Source organism: Brachybacterium atlanticum, assembly GCF_025669985.1.
GTDB lineage: Bacteria > Actinomycetota > Actinomycetes > Actinomycetales > Dermabacteraceae > Brachybacterium > Brachybacterium conglomeratum.
Window position 1 is genome coordinate 1 of the sequence record NZ_JAKJJW010000049.1, and the last position, 18816, is coordinate 18816.

13 protein-coding genes are annotated in these 18816 nt (G+C 72.0%); 5 read left to right on the forward strand and 8 right to left on the reverse strand.

The genetic code is table 11. The features are described 5' to 3' along the window. Positions 1 to 131: 131 nt before the first annotated feature. Positions 132 to 566, reverse strand: a complete 435-nt coding sequence (locus L3K22_RS15790; RefSeq protein WP_263312234.1) for a hypothetical protein — start codon at positions 564 to 566, stop codon at positions 132 to 134. A gap of 108 nt (positions 567 to 674) precedes the next feature. On the opposite strand from L3K22_RS15790, the gene L3K22_RS15795 reads away from it, so the two are divergent. After that, the gene (locus L3K22_RS15795) at positions 675 to 959 is read left to right on the forward strand and encodes a hypothetical protein (RefSeq protein ID WP_263312235.1); all 285 of its coding nucleotides are present in this window, start codon (positions 675 to 677) and stop codon (positions 957 to 959) included. A gap of 15 nt (positions 960 to 974) precedes the next feature. Here L3K22_RS15795 and L3K22_RS15800 read toward each other — a convergent pair whose 3' ends face one another. The 6 genes from L3K22_RS15800 to L3K22_RS15825 all read right to left on the reverse strand — a co-directional run bounded on the left by L3K22_RS15800 (position 975) and on the right by L3K22_RS15825 (position 10394). Beyond that, complete coding sequence (locus L3K22_RS15800) at positions 975 to 1127, reverse strand: hypothetical protein (protein ID WP_263312236.1); 153 nt, start codon at positions 1125 to 1127, stop codon at positions 975 to 977. A 228-nt stretch (positions 1128 to 1355) separates the two neighbouring features. Continuing rightward, entirely contained in the window at positions 1356 to 2672 is a 1317-nt protein-coding gene (locus L3K22_RS15805; RefSeq protein ID WP_263312237.1) for a M18 family aminopeptidase, read from the reverse strand. A 136-nt stretch (positions 2673 to 2808) separates the two neighbouring features. Then, complete coding sequence (locus L3K22_RS15810; protein ID WP_263312238.1) at positions 2809 to 5217, reverse strand: acyltransferase family protein; 2409 nt, start codon at positions 5215 to 5217, stop codon at positions 2809 to 2811. A gap of 12 nt (positions 5218 to 5229) precedes the next feature. Then, positions 5230 to 6546, reverse strand: a complete 1317-nt coding sequence (locus L3K22_RS15815; RefSeq protein WP_263312239.1) for a UDP-glucose dehydrogenase family protein — start codon at positions 6544 to 6546, stop codon at positions 5230 to 5232. 61 nt (positions 6547 to 6607) lie between these two features. Next, entirely contained in the window at positions 6608 to 8506 is a 1899-nt protein-coding gene (locus L3K22_RS15820) for a hypothetical protein (RefSeq protein WP_263312240.1), read from the reverse strand. A gap of 76 nt (positions 8507 to 8582) precedes the next feature. After that, positions 8583 to 10394 (reverse strand): hypothetical protein, encoded by a 1812-nt coding sequence (locus L3K22_RS15825; RefSeq protein ID WP_263312241.1) that lies wholly within the window; start codon positions 10392 to 10394, stop codon positions 8583 to 8585. Between the two features lie 1010 nt (positions 10395 to 11404). Here L3K22_RS15825 and L3K22_RS15830 point away from each other — a divergent pair. The 4 genes from L3K22_RS15830 to L3K22_RS15845 all read left to right on the forward strand — a co-directional run bounded on the left by L3K22_RS15830 (position 11405) and on the right by L3K22_RS15845 (position 16993). After that, complete coding sequence (locus L3K22_RS15830) at positions 11405 to 12409, forward strand: lysylphosphatidylglycerol synthase domain-containing protein (protein ID WP_263312242.1); 1005 nt, start codon at positions 11405 to 11407, stop codon at positions 12407 to 12409. Continuing rightward, positions 12406 to 13650 (forward strand): polysaccharide pyruvyl transferase family protein, encoded by a 1245-nt coding sequence (locus L3K22_RS15835; RefSeq protein WP_263312243.1) that lies wholly within the window; start codon positions 12406 to 12408, stop codon positions 13648 to 13650. Before L3K22_RS15830 ends, L3K22_RS15835 begins: the two co-directional genes overlap by 4 nt. A gap of 100 nt (positions 13651 to 13750) precedes the next feature. Beyond that, positions 13751 to 15691 carry a glycosyltransferase family protein gene (locus tag L3K22_RS15840; protein WP_263312244.1) on the forward strand — a complete coding sequence of 647 codons (1941 nt, stop codon included), beginning with the start codon at positions 13751 to 13753 and terminating at the stop codon, positions 15689 to 15691. A 171-nt stretch (positions 15692 to 15862) separates the two neighbouring features. Continuing rightward, entirely contained in the window at positions 15863 to 16993 is a 1131-nt protein-coding gene (locus L3K22_RS15845; protein ID WP_263312245.1) for a glycosyltransferase family 2 protein, read from the forward strand. 39 nt (positions 16994 to 17032) lie between these two features. Here the strand turns inward: L3K22_RS15845 and L3K22_RS15850 are convergent. Next, positions 17033 to 18816 (reverse strand): DUF6541 family protein (locus tag L3K22_RS15850; protein ID WP_263312246.1); only part of this gene is annotated, 1784 nt, incomplete at its 5' end.

The window sequence follows — 18816 nt, forward strand, 5'->3', positions numbered from 1 at the left end:
GGCCGCCCTCGCCGTCGGCGGCCGGCCCACCGGCGCGGAGCTCGCCCGGCGGACCCTGCGCGGCAGGGGCTGCCCGGCCGGGCACGACGCCGAGGGCTGAGCCTCCCGGGGCCTGGACCGCGGCGCGTCGTTCAGCCCCGGGAGCGCCTCCACCAGCGGCGACGGCGCGCAGGCTCCTCCTGCGGCGGCGCGGACTCCGCGGACGGCTCCAGCGGCGGCGCGGACTCCACGGACGGCTCCAGCTCCTGCGCCGGCTCGGGCTGCTCGAGCTCCTCGGGGTCGATCCGCAGGCCGTCCTCGTCGACCCACACGTCGGTCCAGCCGACGTCGGACTCGTCCCGGGGCACGAAGGGGCGACGGCCCGGCAGGAGCTCCTCGACCTCGGCCGCCGCCGGCTCCTGCGGGACGCGGACCTCCTCCCCGCGGTGCGGCACCGGGCAGGTCCAGAAGAACGGGCACCCCGGACAGCCGGCGGTCTCCTCGTCGGGAGCCGCCTCGCGCTGCATCGCGACGGTGTCGATCTGCTGCAGCATGCGCAGACGCGAGTCGTAGGGGTTGATCTCCATCTCGTGGTCAGCCTACTGCCGCTCGGGGCGGTCGCCCGCCGGGCCCGGCCCCGGGGCAGTCGCCCGTAGGATCGGGGTCGAGCCCCCCACCGCACGAGGAGATCCCTGATGAGCACCCCGGCCGAGCGCGTCCACGACGCCACCCGTCGCCTCCTGACCCTGCTCGAGGAGGGCGAGTCGACGACGCCCGAGGCGATCGCGCTGCGCGCCGAGCTCGCCGAGGCCACGGCCGAGGCGGACCAGCTCGAGGACGCCTACTACCAGGCCGACGAGCTGCTCAAGGACGCGCGGCGCGAGCACGGCGAGGAGCACGAGGCGACCGTCCGGGCCCGCGCCGCGGTCGAGACGGTCGAGGCGATCGCGCAGCGCGCGGGGAGCGCCCCGCAGGGCTGAGCGCCCGGGGCAGGCTCACCAGGGGGAGCCCGCCTCCGCGAGCTGCCGGTCCGCCTCCCCGCAGGTCGCCGTCGTGCGGTCCTGGTCGAACATGACGTGGACGTTCCCGATCAGCGGCGGGCACTCCTCCGCGGGGCAGACCGCCGGGAGCAGGTCGAGCCCGAGCACCTCGCCCTCGCCGGGGTCCGCGAGCTTCTCCAGCCGCGCCGCATCGGTGCGCTCGGCCGGCAGGAGATCGCGGCGCAGCGGCTCGGTGCAGTCCTCGACGGAGCGGCCGGCCTCGAGGCAGGCGATCGGGTCCTCGCGCAGGCGGGGCGTCTCCCGCAGCGCGACGACGTCGATGCCGTCCGCCCAGCGCCAGCGCGGGGACCACGAGCGGGGGAGAGGGGCGGCGGCTCAGCCGCGCAGGAACGCCGCGCAGGCCTGCTGCAGCAGCAGCGGGTCCGCGGTCGCGCACATCTCGCGGGCGGAGTGCATCGACAGCAGCGTGATGCCCACGTCGATGGTCGTCATGCCCAGGCGCGTGGCGGTGATCGGACCGATCGTGGAGCCGCAGGGCATGGCGTTGTGCGAGACGAAGTGCTGGTGCGGGACGCCGGCCCGCTCGCAGGCGGCGACGAAGGCGGCGATGCCGACGGCGTCGGTCGCGTACCGCTGCTGCGCGTTGATCTTCAGCATCGGGCCCTCGCCCAGCCGGGGTCGGTTCACGGGGTCGTGGCGCTCGGGATAGTTCGGGTGGGCGGCGTGGCCGGCGTCCGCGGAGAGGACGAGCGAGGAGGCGAGGACCTGCCGGCGGCTCGCCTCGTCGCCGCCGAGCGCGGCGTGGACGCGCACCAGCACGTCCTCGAGGAAGGGGCCGGCGGCGCCGGAGCGGGTCGCGGAGCCGACCTCCTCGTGGTCGTTGGCGACCACCAGCGCGATCGGGGCGGGCCCGTCGGCCCTGGCGGGGCGCTCGCCGGCGGCGACGGCGAGCAGCGCCTCGACCTCGGCGTGCACGGAGGTGAGGTTGTCCAGTCGGCCGGAGGCGAGGAACTCCTCGTCGGCGCCGAAGAGCGCCGGGGCCTGCGCGTCCACCGTCACCACGTCGAGGCCGACCACGTCGGCGCGGCGCACCCCGGCGTGGTGGGCGAGGATCTCCAGCACGTCCACGCCCTCGAAGCCGAGGATCGGCTGCATGTGCCGCTGCGGGTCCAGGGTCAGGCCGTCCTTGTTCACCGCGCGGTCCAGGTGCACCGCGAGCTGCGGGACGCGCAGCAGGCCGGGGGTGTCCACGAGCACGGTCGTGCCGTCGGCCAGTGCGAGCCGGCCCGCGAGGCGCAGCTCCCTGTCCAGCCAGGAGTTCAGCAGCGGGCCGCCGTAGATCTCCACGCCCACCTGGGCGAGGCCCTCCGCGCCGAGGCGGGGATCGGGCTTGACCTTCAGGCCGGGGGAGTCGGTGTGGGAGCCGACGATGCGGAAAGTGCTTGCCGCGTCCGCGCCCGCGGGGGCGGTCCAGGCGATCAGCGAGCCGTCGCGCAGCACGTAGCGGTCGCCCGCGACGTCCTCGACCGACCAGGCCGCGGTCTCGACCAGCTCGGTGAAGCCGGCCTCCGCGAGGCGTCGGGCCGCCTCGCGGGCGGCGTGGAAGCTCGAGGGGGAGGCGGTGACGAAGGCGCCGAGGTCGAGGGCGGCGGCACGGGCGCGGGGCGAGGGGGAGGCGGCGGAGAACGACATCACCCCGTCATTGAACCATCCGGCGCGGGCGGCCGACGGGGAGGGCCGGCGGCCGACGGGGAGGGCGGGCGGCCGACCGGGCGCGCGGGCGTCCATCGGGCCGGGCAGGCCGCCCGATGGGCCGGGCGCCGGGTCCTCAGCCGGCGTCGCGGATGCTGCCGGGGCCGTCCGGGCCCTCGAGCGCCTCCGTCATCGCCGGGGTGATGACCTGCTGGACGAAGCGCTTGGTGAGGTGGTCGTCGTCGAGGTACACGTAGCTGTCGCCGAGGACGGGGGAGCAGCGGCCGTCGGGACAGGTCAGCGGGCTGAAGTCGAGCGAGGTCAGGGTGCCTCCGCCCTCCGCGGCGACGAGCCCGGCCGCGGGGCTCTCGGGCGCGAGCTTCTCCGCGGCGTCCGCGCCGCAGGCCGCATCGGCCTCCTCGGGCGTGCCGCCCTCGGTGATCACGGCCTCCGCGCAGGAGTACGCGTTCTCCTCCCAGCGCGGGTTGTCGCGGACGCTGATCACGTCGATGCCGCGGGCGGTGAGGATCTCGACCGCATTGCCCATGCCCTCGGGCATCGTCTCCTCGGGGCCCTCGGGGGAGGTGCGGGTCGAGGTGGTCAGCACCACGTCCGGCTGCACGGCGTCGAGGTACTCCAGCGCGTACTCGTCGTAGCCGTCGCAGTACTCGCCGCGCACGGAGCCGGGCGCGAAGTCGCAACCGTCCATGTGCAGGTTCACGATCTGCAGGTCGTGCTCCTCCGCCCAGGGCAGCAGCGCGGGGACGTACTGGCGGGCGTGGGAGCTGCCGAGCACCACCACCACCCCGGCGGGCTCCGCATCGGCGGGCAGGAGCTGGTCGCAGGGGACGTGGCGGAACTCGGTGGCCGGCTCCCACGGCCCGGAGCAGTCCTCCGGCAGCGCCGGCCACTGGGCGTTCAGCTCCCAGCCGCGGGGGAGCACCTCCGGCGGCGTCTCGGAGGGCACCTCGTCGGTGGGCAGGGCCGGGGAGGCCGTCGCGGCGGGGTCCGGCTCGACCTCGCGGGTCAGCGAGCGGGACCAGGCCCCGGCGGTCCCGGCCACCAGGGCGACGCTCAGCGCGATCGCGGTCAGGGACCGCCAGGGCCGTGCCTCCAGCCACGCCGAGCGGCGGATCGGCGCGTCCACCAGGCGGGTCAGCGCCCAGGCCAGCAGCACCGAGGCGGTGAGCACCGCGAGGCCGTCCAGCAGCCCCGCCCGCTCCTGCCCGCTGTGATGCAGCCACATCACCAGCAGCGGCCAGTGCACCAGGTAGAGGGCGTAGGAGATGTCGCCGACGAAGGCGGCCGGGCGCGTGGACAGCAGTGCGTCCGCGCCCCAGCGCCGGCCCGAGTGCCCCGCGACCACGACCGCGCCCGCCGCCGCCAGCGGCCACAGCGCGATCCAGCCCGGGAAGAGGGAGGAGACGTCCACCAGCACCCCGACGGCGAGGAGGGAGGCGATCCCCGCCCAGCCCAGCAGCGCCCTCGCCGTGCCGAAGCGGGGGCGCTGGGCGTCCTCCGGGCGCTGAGCGCCGCTGATCCGGTCCAACAGCGGCAGGGTGAGCGCCAGCAGCGAGCCGGCCGCGAACTCCCACATCCGCGCGGCCGTGTCGAAGTACGCGATCTGCTGCTGGGACTGGGTGGAGAGGATCGACCAGACGAGCGAGGCCGCTCCGATCACGGAGACGATCGCGATCAGCGGCAGGCGCACCGAGCTGCCGGCCCGGGCCCGGCGCCGCACCAGCAGGAACAGCAGCGGCCAGACCACGAAGGCCTGGCCCTGGACGCTCAGGGACCAGAAGTGCTGCAGCGGGGACGCGGCGCCGGCGTCCTGGTTCTGGTAGTCGACCTGCAGCACCGCCAGCAGCAGGTTCTGCAGGTAGACCGCCGAGGCGACCGCCTGCTCCATCACCGTGACCCACTGCGAGGGCGGCAGCAGCACGGCGGTGCCCGCGAGCACGAGCAGGATCGTCACCGCCGCGGGCGGCAGCAGGCGCTTGAAGGTGTGCAGCCAGTAGTGCGGGATCCGCAGGGGGCGGCCGCTCTCGAGCCGGCGCACGAAGGTGCCGGTGAGGAAGAAGGCGGAGAGGAACAGGAAGACGTCCACGCCGCCGGAGACCCGCCCGAGCCAGACGTGGTAGACCGCGACCAGGCCCAGCGCCACCGCCCGCAGGCCGTGCAGCTCGGCGCGGAAGGCGGGGCGCTGCCGGCGGCCGTCGCTCCGGGCCGGCTGCGAGGGCGCGCTCCCGTCGGTCCCCGGGGCCTCGTCGGCCGGTCTGGGCCGGCCGTAGCGGCCGGCGGCGGTCGCCCCCGAGACGGACTCACCGGTGGACCAGGCGTCCTCCGCCTCCTGCTCGGCGTACTCCTCCACCGGTCCCTGCAGCCAGTCCTCCAGGGTGGTGCTGCGCGCGGGCGCCGGCTCGGCGAGCCAGTCCTCGAGCCGGGTGCGGGGACGCGAGGAGCGGCCGACGGGCTCGTCGACCGGGTCCTGGACCCAGTCGGAGAGCTCGTCGGCCGGGGTCCGTCCCTGCTCGGAGTCGCGCACCCGGGGAGGACGTCAGGGACGACCCATGGAGAGGTAGGTCCAGCCGGCCTCGCGCCAGGCGGCCGGGTCCAGGACGTTGCGGCCGTCGATCATGACGGGCGCGGCCACGACCTCCCGCAGCCGTACCGGGTCCAGCTCCTTGAACTGCGTCCACTCCGTCAGCAGCAGCACGATGTCCGCGCCGGCGGCGGCCTCGTAGGCGTCGGCCGCGATGGCGAGGTTCGGGCGCTCGGCGTGGACGCGGGCGTTCGCCGCCGGGTCCGTGACCACGACATCGGCGCCGCGGCCGGAGATCTTCGAGGCGATGTACAGGGCGGGGGACTGGCGGGTGTCGTCGGAGTCCGGCTTGAACGCGGCGCCGAGCACGGCCACGCGCTTGCCGGTGAAGCTGCCGCCGAGCTCCTTGCGTGCCATGTTCACCACGTGGTCGCGGCGGCGGTTGTTGACGTGGTCCACCTCGCGCAGGAAGCCGAGCGCCTCGGTGACGCCGAGCTCGCCGGCGCGGGCCATGAAGGCGCGGATGTCCTTGGGCAGGCAGCCGCCGCCGAAGCCGATCCCGGCGCGCAGGAACTTCGGGCCGATGCGGTCGTCCAGGCCGATCGCCTCGGCGACGACGGAGACGTCCGCCCCGGTGGCCTCGCAGATCTCCGCCACGGCGTTGATGAAGGAGATCTTCGTGGCCAGGAACGAGTTCGCGGAGACCTTCACCAGCTCCGCGGTGGCGTAGTTGCCCGCCACCAGCGGGGTGCCGTTCTCCAGCATCGTGCCGTACATCTCGTCGAGCACCGCGCGGGCACGGGCGGACTCAGCGGGATCCTCGGGCAGGCCGTAGACGATGCGGTCCGGGCGCAGGGTGTCCTCCACGGCGAAGCCCTCGCGCAGGAACTCCGGGTTCCAGGCCAGCGCGTTCTCGCGGCCGGCGGCGCGCAGGCGCTCACGCAGCGAGGCGGCGGTGCCCACCGGGACGGTGGAGCGCCCCAGCACCACGGCGTCCTCGGCGAGATAGGGGATCAGGGCATCGACCGCGGCGTGGACGTAGGTGAGATCGGCGCCGGCGGCGTCGATCAGCTGCGGGGTGCCCACGCAGATCACATGGGCGGTGTAGTCGGCGGCGAGGGAGTAGTCGGTGGAGAAGCGGAGGCGGCCGGCCTCGAGGGCGTCCTGGAGCACCTTCTCGAAGCCGGGCTCGTGGAACGGGGCGATGCCCCGGTTGAGGTCGTCGACCTTCTTCTGATCGACGTCCAGGCCCAGGACCTCGTGCCCGATCGACGCCATCGACGCGGCGTAGACCGCGCCCAAATACCCACAACCGATGGTGCTGATTCTCATGAGGGGAGGATACAAGCCCCGTCCCGCGCCGTGGCCGGTCAGGGACGGGGCACGGCCAGGATCACTCCGCGACCTCGAGCAGCCCCTGCTGCGCCAGCTCGTCCTGCACCGCGCCGGGCAGCACCCAGATGCGGTAGCCGTAGCTGGGGCGGCCCACCACGGCGCGCGCCCCCAGCTCCTCGGCCCGCTCCCAGTGCTCGCAGGACATCACCAGATCCGCGGTGAACTCCTCGTCCTTCTGCGTCTCCACCACGTGAGGGTTACGGGGCGACATCCACACCGCGATCGAGTTCAGCGCCACGGCCCGGTTCGGGCCGTGCTCCGGCGGGCAGCCGTAGTCGAAGTCCAGCGCCATCCGCTCCTGCCCGGTGGCCTGCTCCACGGACTCCACCGCCGCGATCATGTTCCGCGGCGGGTAACGGGTCTGATCCGGATCCGCCACCAGGGACGTGGCCAGTGCCGCGATCCCCACCAGCACCACCATCGCCCGCGGGCGGCGCACCGTCAGCGCCAGCACGCCCAGGGAGACCAGGACGGCGAGCGTGGCCCACAGCCAGAAGCTGTTCTGGTTCGCCAGGCTCGGCACCAGCGGCGTGGTGAAGGGCTCCTCCGGGAACAGTCCCGCCCACGCGAGCACCGAGGAGGCGTTCGCCGGGCCGTTCGTGGAGCCCCACACCGGCACGCTCGGCGCCACCCAGAACACCACCAGCGCGGCCCAGGGCACGAACAGCAGGGCGCTGAGGCCCACCAGGCGTGCCGAGGCCTGGCGCAGCAGGTACGCCAGCGCGATCACCGAGAGGATCGCGCCGATGTTGTCCAGGTAGCGGGAGTACACCCAGGCGTCGAAGCGGCGGCCCCCGTCGGGCGGCAGCAGCAGATAGCCCCGGGTCCACCAGATGGTGCTCATGAGGAACGCCGACAGCGCCAGGCCGAGGTAGAAGGTGTGGATCCCCGGGCGCAGGCGGCGCAGCTCCTCCACCGTGGACAGGGCGACGATCAGCGCGCCCACCACGGTGAGCCCCAGGTACCCCAGGGCCTGCACCCACCCCTGGCTCAGCACCACCTTGCCGAACAGGTCCAGCGAGGCGCTCTCGAGCCCCTGGAGCAGCACGTCCTCCTTGCCGTAGCCGCGCAGCAGCACCGTCTCCGCGAGCGCCTCGGCGAGCGGGCCCACCACCCGCCAGACCAGCACCGCCCCCGCGGCGCCGGCCAGGCCGATCCGCCAGTTGCGCAGGCAGAAGCACAGGAACCAGATCGCGACCGTCCCCAGCAGCGCCAGCGCGCGGGAATGGATGAAGAACGCGCCGGTCGCCGCGGCCAACAGCGCGGCGGCCCGGCCCCAGCTGGGCTTCTCCCACAGACGGTGCACGGCCAGGGCGGTGAGCGCGTAGAACAGCATCAGCGGCTGCTCGCTGAGCGCGTAGTCCGCCAGCAGGGAGCGGCCCGGGAACATCATCACCACCGCGGAGATCGCGATCCCCTGCGGCCAGGACACCCCGAAGCGGCGCGCGATCGCGGCCAGCGGCGCGATCGTGGCCAGCGCCAGCAGGTTCCCGATCCACACGGCGGCGGTGTACACGGCATACGCGTCGTCGGTGAACCACCACACCGGAGCGATCATCACCGCCCAGCCGGGGTAGTAGCCGGAGCCGGAGACCGGCGTGAGCCCGCGCTCGCCCGCGATCCAGCGCGCCGTCTGCATCGGGTGCCCCTCGTCCCAGGGGGTGCGCGGGGCGAGGGCGGACTGGGCGATGTTCCAGTACAGCCAGGTGCACGCCAGCACGGCGGCGACAGCGATCAACCACCACAGGGCGTCCCCACGGGCCGTGCCGGTCACGGGCGGGACCGTGCGCGCCGCCGTCTCGTCGCGGCGATGGCGGGCGGTGCCGGGGACGCGAGGCACGGGGGCCGGGCTGCGCCGGGCGCCCCCGTGCGTGGGGACGGGCTCGGGTGTGGTCACTCAGGAGCTCCTGCGAGGATCGGTGGGGACGGGTTGGGCAGAGGGCCCTGCGGTGCGCTGGGGCCGGCGGGTGATCTCAACTGTCCAGCAGTCCCGCCTCCTCGAGCGCGGCCTGCTCCTCCCCGGGCAGCACCCACAGGGCATAGCCGTAGTACCCGCTGTCGCTCACCCGCAGAGCCCCGAGCTCCGCCGCCTCCGGCCAGTCCGCGCAGGAGACCACGTACTCGGAGTCGAACGGGGTGCCCTGCGGCGGATCGGCGAGGTCGACGTCCCGCGGGGACAGCCAGAAGCCCAGCCAGTTCATCACCTGGTAGCGGGTCAGCCCCGGGCCGCTGCAAGAGTAGTCCATGTCCACCTCCGCCTGCTGGCCGGTGACCGCCTCGACCCGCTCCACGGCCTGCTCGATCGCCACCGGGGCGTCCCGCCGCTGCGAGGGATCCGCCTGCAGCGAGAGGGTCACGGCGGTGGCGAGCAGCAGGGCGATCAGCACGCGCGGGGCACGGCGCAGCAGCAGGGTGGACAGCAGCGCGGCCGCCCCGAACAGCGAGGCCCACACCCAGAACCTGTTCTCGTTGCCGGCGGTGGGCTGCTGGGGGAGCGGGAACGGCTCGGTGGGAAACATCGAGACCCAGCTCAGCAGCGCCGAGGAGTTGCCGGGGCCGTCGAGCGCGCCCCACAGGGCGACGTCCTTCGCGACCCACAGCACCACCGGCAGCGCCACCGCGGCGAAGAGTCCCAGTGCCGCGAGCAGCGGGCCGCGCCGCAGCCCTCGCACCAGCGCCACGAGCGCCACCAGCACCAGCAGGGTCGCGACGTGGTCCACGTATCGGGTGTAGATCCACACGTCCAGCCGCACGTAGCCGTCCCCGGCCCAGAGGAAGTCCGGCCGGGTCCACCACACGGCGCTCAGCAGCAGCGCGGACAGGCACGTGCCCAGCAGGAACACCCCGGGTCCGATCCGCCATCGCCGCAGCTCGTGCACCGCCCACGCCGTCACCACCACGGCGCCGATCGCGGCCAGCCCCGCGGTCCCCACCGCCTGCGCCCAGCTCTGGTTCAGCAGCGCCCTGGTGAAGAGTCCCGCGGAGCCGTTCTCGAAGACCTGGCCCAGCAGGTCCTCCTTGCCGCCGCTGCCGCCCAGGAGGGTGGCGTCGAGCACATGGGCGGAGAACCGCCGCACTGCGATGCTCGTCACGGCCAGCAGCGGTAGCCCCACCGCCGCTACCCGCCAGTGGCGCACCGCCATCAGCGCCAGCCACACCCCGGCGGTGGCCACCAGGGCCAGCTCGCGGGAGTGCGTGAGGTAGCAGGCCGCCACGCAGAGCACGAACACCACCGTGCGCAGCACCGTGGGGCGCCGCCACAGCGCATGCATCGCCAGCACCGTCCAGGCCAGCACGAAGAGGATCGCCTGCTCGCTGAGGGCGTAGTCCGCCAGCACCGTCCTGCCGGGGAGGCAGAGGGCCAGCGCGGAGACGGTGAGCGCCGGCGCGACGGGGAGGCCCATGCGGCGTGCAAGCAGGGTCAACGGGGCGATCGTGGCGACGGCCAGCACGTTTCCGATCAGCACCGCGAGCTGGTAGAGCCGCTCGGGATCGTCGGTGAACCACCACAGCGGGGCGAGCATCAGCGCCCAGCCCGGGTAGTAGCCGCTGCCGGAGAGGGGCATCACCTCGTGGTCGCCAGCGAGATACCGGGCGGTCTCCAGGGGGTGGATCTCGTCCCACGGAGTGCGGGGCGCGATCGCCGAGCGGCTGATCTCCCAGTGGAGGTAGATGCAGGCGCCCACCGCGATCGCCGCGGCCACCCACCACCACCAGGAGCGCAGCACGGTGACGGAGGTCCCGTCGGCGCGGCGGTGGGTGCCGGAGCCCGTGTGCGGGCTCACGCGCGAGGGGCGCAGACCGCGGGGAGGGGCGGCTCCGGGAATGGCCTCGGACACGGCATTCCCTCCAGGGGTCGACAGGGGCGGCGGACTCGCGGCAGTCTATCCGCACGCCCTCCGGGCCCCGACCGGGGCGCGGGTACAATCGTCCGCGGTGCGCGTCGCCGGGTGGAGGCACCCGGAGCTCCCGCCCGGGGCGCCGCTCCGTGCTCCGCGGGGGAGGGCGCATCCACCTGACCATCACTCCTGGGAGGCCCTGTGCTCGACCGGCTGAAGAAGGTTGCAGAAAATACCTTCGCGATCACCGGTTTCCGGAGCACTCCTGAGGCAGTGGGTCAAGAGTTTGCGGAGCTTTTCGTCTCCAATCAAGTCTGCCGTTCTTGTGTGTTCTCGATGGAGATGGCCTTCTATCGTAGTGGGAAGATCTCCATTTTGCAAAGGGGGTCGAAATGGTGTTGCGACAAGAATGTTGCCCGCATCGCGTACGCCGGGGCGAAAGGGAGTCTTTCTGGTGTTGCGGTGCGGACTGCGGCTTCGTTGCGGCCGTACGGTGCTGCTAGCTCCGGCGTTGCCGGTTCAATCGAGTTCTCGGATAAGGTGGTGCGGGTAGCGGGGCGCGGGCCTCGTGGCAAGGTTTCCTTCGAGGCGGCTAGTTCGCGCCGCGTATTTGCTGACGAGCTAACAGTCTCCGACGAATCCACGATGGTTAGAGCGCCCTTTGCTCGCGAACTCTATTGCTGTAGCTGCGCTCCGAGGGTGTGGAAGAGCGCGTGGCGTGAATTGCCTTGTATTTTTATGGCGAATGAGACCTGTTGTGGATTTCACTTGGGGGTGTGGGTTGCCGACAGGACGAAGTTAGCGCAACATTTGGTCGGGTGGCTCGATGGGGGGCAATGTGTCGACGCCGAACGGTGCTCCGTGTAACTTATTGCCCGTATGTGTTGTGATGGTATTGGGATCCAGTCGATCGTGCGATTCGAGACGATGCATTTGCCGGAGGTTCAACGACTGATATGACTGATAGCTCCTCATTCGCCAACGGCGAATCCAAGCCGGTTGCGCGGGGAGGCTTGACGGTACGCCGTGCTCTTCGTTGGACCGTGACGGTGCTGGTGATCGCTGTTGTCGGAATGTTCTTTGCGCTAACGCTCGCCGAAAATTGGGCCGATCTGCGTGCCGAGAACTTACGGTTCAGTCCTTGGTGGCTGCTTGCCACGGCCTGCTTCGCCGCCGCGGTCGCGGTGACTGGATCCGCTTGGGGGCGCATCATCCGTTGGCTCGACCCGAGCGTGCGCGTCTCCTCCAGCGAGGCAGTCGCAGTGCAGTGCTTGTCTTGGGTGCTGAAATACATCCCCGGGCAGGTGGGCTCGGTGACGAACAAGGTGCTGTGGGCCGGGAAGAAGGGGATCAGTCGAACTCTCGTCCTGATCAGCTTCGTCTACGAGCATGTCTTCCTGCTGATCGCCTCGATCGTCCCGGCGCTGGTGGTGCTCCTAGTGAGTCTCGGTCCGGGGATCCTTGGGGAGAACTTCACGCTGATGGTCGCTCCATTGCTGGTGTTGATCCCCGCTGCCGCGGTGGTTCACGCACCCACGTTCCGTCGGCTCCTGAATATTCCGCTCCGACGTATCCTCAAGCGGACTGTACCGGCGGAATACTTCCTGACCAGCCGCCGCGCCACATTTGCCGCTGTTGAGTTTTTGCTTCCCCGTGCGATCAACGGGGTTGGCTTCGTGCTGATCGCCGCCACGGTCAGTGATATCACGCCCGCGCATTGGCTGCCTTTCGCGACGACCTACGCCCTTGCGGGTGCTGTCGGTCTCCTCGCGATCCTCGTGCCCAGCGGGCTCGGGGTGCGCGAGGCCGTGATCGTGCTGGTCCTCAGCCAGTACATCCCCGCCCCGGAGGCGATCGTCATCAGCCTCCTCTCCCGCCTCCTGGCGACGATCGGCGATGCCGTCGTCGCCGCGATCTATCTCATCGTCCGACGCACCATCCCCCAGGAGATCCGTCCATGAGCACCCACCGCATCACCGTCATCGGCTCCGCGCTGTCCGGCAACAAGGGCGCCGCCGCCATGCTCGAGAGCGCCGTGCAGACCCTCGGCGAGCGTCTCGGCGAGGTCCAGTTCACGTTGCTGAGCATGTACCCCGAGGAGGACCGGGCCCAGAACCCGTACCCGAACCTCGAGGTCGTCGCCGCGGACCCCAAGACCCTCGGCGTCACCATCAACTCCCTCGCGCTCGCCTACCGGCTGCTGCCCCCGCTGCGCGGCCTTCTGCGCCGCCACCCGGCGATCCGCGCTCTCGCTGACAGCGACGTGCTGCTGGACCAGGGCGGCATCACCTTCACCGACGGCCGCGAGAAGTTCCTGCTCTACAACGTCGCCTCGATCCTCCCGGCGCTGAACCTGCACACCCCGGTGTTCAAGTGCGCCCAGGCCGTGGGCCCCTTCAAGAACCCGATCAACCGCATCGTCTCGAAGATCTTCCTGCCCAAGGCGCAGACCCTCGTGACCCGTGGCCGTATCACCCACGAGTTCGCCGAGGGCCTGGGCCTGACGAACCTCGTCGCGGGCGCCGATTACGCCTTCTCCCTGGAGATGGACGGCACCGAGGAGCAGGGCCTGCGCGAGGCGGGTGTGGACCTCGACTTCTTCGCCGACGGCGACGTGGTGGGCGTGTGCCCCTCCGTGGTGCTGCAGAAGAAGGTCGAGGCCCGCGGCGAGGACTACATCGGCCAGCAGATCGCTTTCATCGAGCGCCTGCGCCGGGACGGGAAGAAGGTGCTGCTGGTGCCTCACTCCGTGCGCACCGGCACCGAGAAGACCCACAACAACGACCTGCCGCTGTGCACCCGGATCAACGATCTGCTGGTGCCCGGCGAGGACGTGCTGTTCGTGGACCGAGAGCTGAGCTCCCAGCAGCTGCGCCACCTCATCGGGCGCTGCGACCTGTTCGTGGCCAGCCGTTTCCACGCGATGGTCTCGTCGCTCGCGATGGCGGTGCCGACCCTGGTGATCGGGTGGAGCCACAAGTACCGCGAGGTGCTGGAGATGTTCGAGCTCGAGGAGTGGGCCTTCGGCCACGACCAGCTCACGCCGAGCTACCTCTGGGAGCGCTTCGAGGAGCTCTCCTCGCGACGCGAGGAGGTCCAGGGCAGGCTCGACCAGCACCTGCCGGAGGTTAAGCAGCGCTCGCTGATGCAGGCCGACCTCATCGCCGAGCTGGTGAGGGAGCGCGCCGCACTCCGCGACTGACCGCCTAGCCTGCTGTCCCCGCCTGAACCCGCCGCCGGGTCCGCCCGGCCCCGCCCCGGACCGCCGCGTGCGGTCGACGACGAGAGGGACGACGACACCCATGGCCGAGACCGATCCCGATACCGACGTCGGGACTGAGCCCGCGACCGACGAGGCCCCGAACGACGAGACCTTGACCGCCGAGGTCTCCGACGGGGCCGCTGGGGCCGGGCCCGCTCCCGTCTCCCGACGCACGGCGCTGCTGCGCGGCCCGGACGTGCTGTGGCGGTGGGGCGCGGCGGCGAGCGTGCTGCTCGTCGTCGTGCTGCACGCCGTCCTCGCGCGGGGAGCGAGGACGCCCTCGTTCGCCTTCGACGAGGTCGTGCTACTGCAGTACTCGAAGTTCCTCGCAGGCGGCGGGATGACCACCCCGCCCCGCGGGGCCGGATATTTCCCGGCCTGGAGCGTCGTCATGGCGCCGATCTGGTGGTTCACCGAGGACCCCGCCGTCGCCTACCGGGCCGCGATCGCGCTCGGCGTGGTTGTCGCCGTCGCCACGATCTGGCCGCTCGCCCGCGCCGTCACCCGCCTCGGCCTGACCATGCCGCAGGCGGTCGTGGTCGCGTCCCTCGTCATGGCGATGCCCGCCCGCGCCGTCCAGAGCGGGTACGTGACCAGCGAGAAGCTGCTGTTCCTGGCGCTGGCCTGCACGATGCTCGCCGCACTGCGGCTGTGGGAGAAGCCCACCGTGCCGCGGGCGCTGGTGTTCGGCCTCGCCGCGGCGGTGCTCACCACCACCCATGCGCGCGCGGTGGTGCTGCTCATCGCCTGCGCGGTCTGGCTGCTGCTACTCGCGATCCGCTCGTGGCGGGCCGCGCTCGCGGGACTGGCGGTCGCGCTGCCGCTGGGCTACCTCGCCTTCTGGTCCGGCGGGCGGCTGAACCAGTACCTCGGCGGCGGCTTCAGCCAGGGCGAGAAGGTGCTCGGGAACCTGCTCGAGTCCCGCCCGTCGATCATCCTGCGGGCGATCGTCGGGCAGGCCTGGGAGCAGACCGCCGGCAGCCTCGGCCTGGTCGCGGTGGGGCTCGTGGTGCTCCTGGTGCTGGTGTGGCGGGAGCTGCGGCACGGCCGCTCGATCGGCCCCGCCTGCCTGCTCGCGGCGATGCTGCTGGGCCTGGCCGTGCTCTCCGTCGGGCAGTGGGCGAGCGAGTCCAGGCTGTACCTCGCTTCCTGGCGGCGGCTCGACGCCTGGCTGTACGGCCGCTATCTCGACCCCGCCACGGGTCTGCTGGTGGCCGTGGGTGCGGCGGCGATGATCCGCGGTGCCTCCCGCAGGGTGCTGGCACCGGCGCTCGGCCTCGCCGCCGCCCTCATCGGCGTGACCGTGCTGTGGCTCGCCCCCGACGCCCCCACCTGGGGATACGTCACTCCCGCGCACATCCCCGGGGTCATGCCGTTCTTCTGGGCCCTGCCGGAGGCGACCACGGAGACCTGGGCCTGGGGGCTCGTGCCGAGCCTGACCAACGATAACCGCTTCTGGCTGCTGGCGAGCATCCCGCCGCTGCTGCTTCTCGTGGCGTTGCTGGTCATCGGCCGACGCGGCCGCCGCGCCACGGCGATCCTCACCGCGGTGGTCCTCGCGGTCGCGGCGGCGGGCACGCTGAACGCCACCCGCGCCACCGACCACTTCCAGCGCCTCGAGGGCGGCCGCCCCGCCGTCGCCGACGAGATCAACCGGCTCCAGGAGGAGCACGACGGACAGATCACCGTCGAGTTCGATCGCTCCTGCACGCCCGGGCTCAGCAACAACGCCGTGGTGCAGAACAAGCTCGCCTACTGGATCCACCCCACCACGATGGGCGTCACGAAGGACCGCAACACCTCGACGGCGCAGATCATCCTCGGCTGTGACATCTGGCCCGAGGGCAGCGACGCCGGCGCCCGCATGATCAGCGACCTGCACAGCTACGGCTATCACGTCTGGGTGATGCCGGGGCCGCTGCAGGACGAGCTCGCGGACGATGGCGCGCTCGACCCGGTGGCGGTGCCCGTCGGGCCGTGAGCCCCCGCCCGCGGTGCCGAGCGGTGGCAGGTCTCACGACATGCCTGTGACGCCGGCTACCGGGTGGGCGAGGGGGCGCTGGATACACTGGGCCGGTTCCGCGCAGCGCCGGGGCGTCGGCGGCTGTTGACCGGCCGGGTCCGGGCACGTCGACGACAAGGTGATATCCCCATGAAGGTCTTCGTCCAGATCCCCTGCCTCAACGAGGAGCAGACGCTCCCGATGGTGCTCGACACGATCCCCAAGGAGCTGCCCGGCGTCGACTCCGTCGAGGTGCTGATCATCGACGACGGCTCGAGCGACCGCACCGTCGAGGTGGCGAAGGAGCACGGTGTCACGCACTTCGTGCGCCATGCCCGCAACATGGGGCTCGCCCGCTCCTTCCGCGACGGCGTGGACTACGCCCTCGCCCACGGCGCCGACATCGTCGTGAACACCGACGGCGACAATCAGTACAAGCAGGAGCGTATCGCCGATCTCGTCGCCCCCGTGGTCTCGGGCGAGGCGGACATCGCCATCGCCGACCGGCAGACGAAGAAGATCGCCCACTTCTCGCCCTTCAAGAAGGTCATGCAGCAGGTGGGCTCGCAGGTCGTGAACATCGCCGCGGAGACCGAGCTGCCCGACGCCGCCTCCGGCTTCCGCGCCTACTCCAAGGCCTCGCTGATGCGCCTGAACGTCATCACGCAGTTCTCCTACTGCATGGAGACGATCATCCAGGCGGGCAACAAGCGCCTCCGCATCGCCTCGGTCCCGATCGACACGAACCCCAAGACCCGCGAGTCGCGGCTGTTCAACAACATCTTCCAGCACATGTGGAAGTCGGGCTCCGCGATCGTGCGCGCCTACCTGATGTTCAAGCCCCACGCCGTGCTGCTGTGGCTCGCCGCCATCACCGGCGTCGTGGGCCTGGTTCCCTTCATCCGCTTCCTGATCTTCGCGCTGATGGGCGAGGGCGGCGGCCACATCCAGTCGCTGCTCTTCGGTCTCGTGCTGTTGACCTGCTCGTTCATGACCTTCGTGGTGATGATCATCGCCGACCTGCTGCGTACCAACCGCGTGCTCATGGAGGACGTGCTCGAACGGGTCAAGCTCATCCAGTACGGCACCCCGAACCATCCCCTCGTCGGCTCCGGGGGCACGGTGCCCACCTCCACCGGTCCGATCGCGACCGGCTGGGTCGACGGGAACGCGCCGGGCACGCGCGAGTACGCCCCGGGCACCGGGGTGACGGACGACGAGGTCGTGGACCAGTGGGCCGCGGCCGCCGGTCGCGAGACGCCACACGGCCGACAGGGCTGACCGCCCGCGCGCGCACGCGGTCGACGGCACCCGCCGCTCTCAGTCGGTGGTCGGCCGCTCCGCGCCCGTGCCCCGACAGGGCTTCATGCGCAGCAGCTTCGCTTCGCCCACCTGCAGCACCACCTCCGCGGCACCGGTCTGCGAGATCTCGTTGAGCCCCTTGTAGGTCGCCGCGCCCGGCCCCACCTCCTTCGGCCCGAAGTCGAGCGCGTACTCGATGCCGTGCTCGTGGACCGCATCGCACACCTCGGGCTCGGTCCGCGCATCGTCCAGCGCCCGGTTCAGCAGGTGCACCTCCGGCTCCGCCTCGAAGGACATGGAGGTGTTCAGCACCTTGCGGTCCGAGAGCGCGTAGGCGAGGGAGCTGCCGTTGAGGGCGTTGGTGGCGATCACCGCGTCCTCGGGCACCACCTCGGGCAGGCGCTCGAGCAGCTCCCGCTCGTCGGCCGAGAGCAGCAGGTCCGTCTGCCACTGTGCGGCGGCGTAGCGGCTGGATGCCACGGCGCTCGGGGAGAGCAGGCTCGGGACCAGCAGCGCGAGCACCACCGCGACCGCGACGGCCGGGGAGGCGGCCCCGCCCAGCACGGGCAGCACCCGGGCGGCGCGGCGGAGGATCACCTCGATCCCGAGCGCGAGCACGGGGATCGCCCCGACGGTCAGGAGCGCGACGATGCGGAAGTTGTCGCTGTACCAGTTGCCGGTGAGGAGATAGCGCAGCTGCCCCTCCGGTGCGCTGCGGGTGATCACCGACATCGCCATCACCGACGCGCAGGGGACCAGCACCCAGCGGGTGCGGGAGCCGAGCAGCACCGCGAGGAGGCAGGCCACCATCACCACGCCCAGCGGCACCCAGGTGGGGCTCTTGTCCGCGGCCAGCGAGAGCGTCTGGCCGACGGCCTCGGTCGGCGTGGCGGTCGGCGTCCAGAACGAGGCGGCCTCCGCGGGGCGCAGCACCAGCCAGGCCGGCACGGTCGCGGCGGCGACGGAGAGGGTGAGCAGGAGGAGCGGCAGCACCCGCCGTGCCGGCCCCGGGCCGTGGACGCGGCGCTCGTGGAGACGGACCAGGCATCCCCACACCAGCAGCGGCAGCCCGATCACGATCCCGCCGAACACCGCCTGGGGGTGGGAGAGCGCCGCCGCGACGCAGACCACGGGCAGCAGCACCGCCAGCTGGGAGGGGCGCAGGTGCTGCGGGGAGTCCGGGGCGAGGCCCGCCAGGTGCACCAGCATGATCACCAGGACCGGCATCAGGATCATGCTGAGGAAGTACGGCAGCAGGATCCCGAAGGCCATCAGCGACAGGGGGAAGGCGCCGGAGATCCCGGCCAGGGCGCCCGCCGCCATCCAGCCGACGGGTCCCGACCTCGTGCAGGTGCGCACCAGGGCCATCAGCCCCAGCGGCCACACCACGACCCCCAGCAGCAGCATCACCATGTTGCTCGCCAGCGGGATCTCCTGGCCCGAGAGCTGCACGACGAGGCTGACCGCCTGGTGCCACAGCGCGGGGTAGAAGCGCTCCGCGCCCGGCAGGGCGGTCATCCCGCCCACGGTCCACGCGGAGGCGTCGCCGAGGCGGAGTATGTGCCGCACGGCGTTGAGATGGAAGACGTTGTCGTAGGTCTGGCTGACGGCGCGCACGGAGCCCATCACCCCGAGGGCCTGGATCGCGATCGCCCCGCCCCCGATCACGAGCCCGGTCAGGAGCGCTCCGGCGCGCCCGCGGCGCGTGGCGGCGAGCGCGCCGATCCCGGTGGCGGGGGAGCCGTCCGCCGGCGAGGCGGCCCCGTCGGACCCCTCTCCGGCGGCGACCCCGTCGGCGCCGT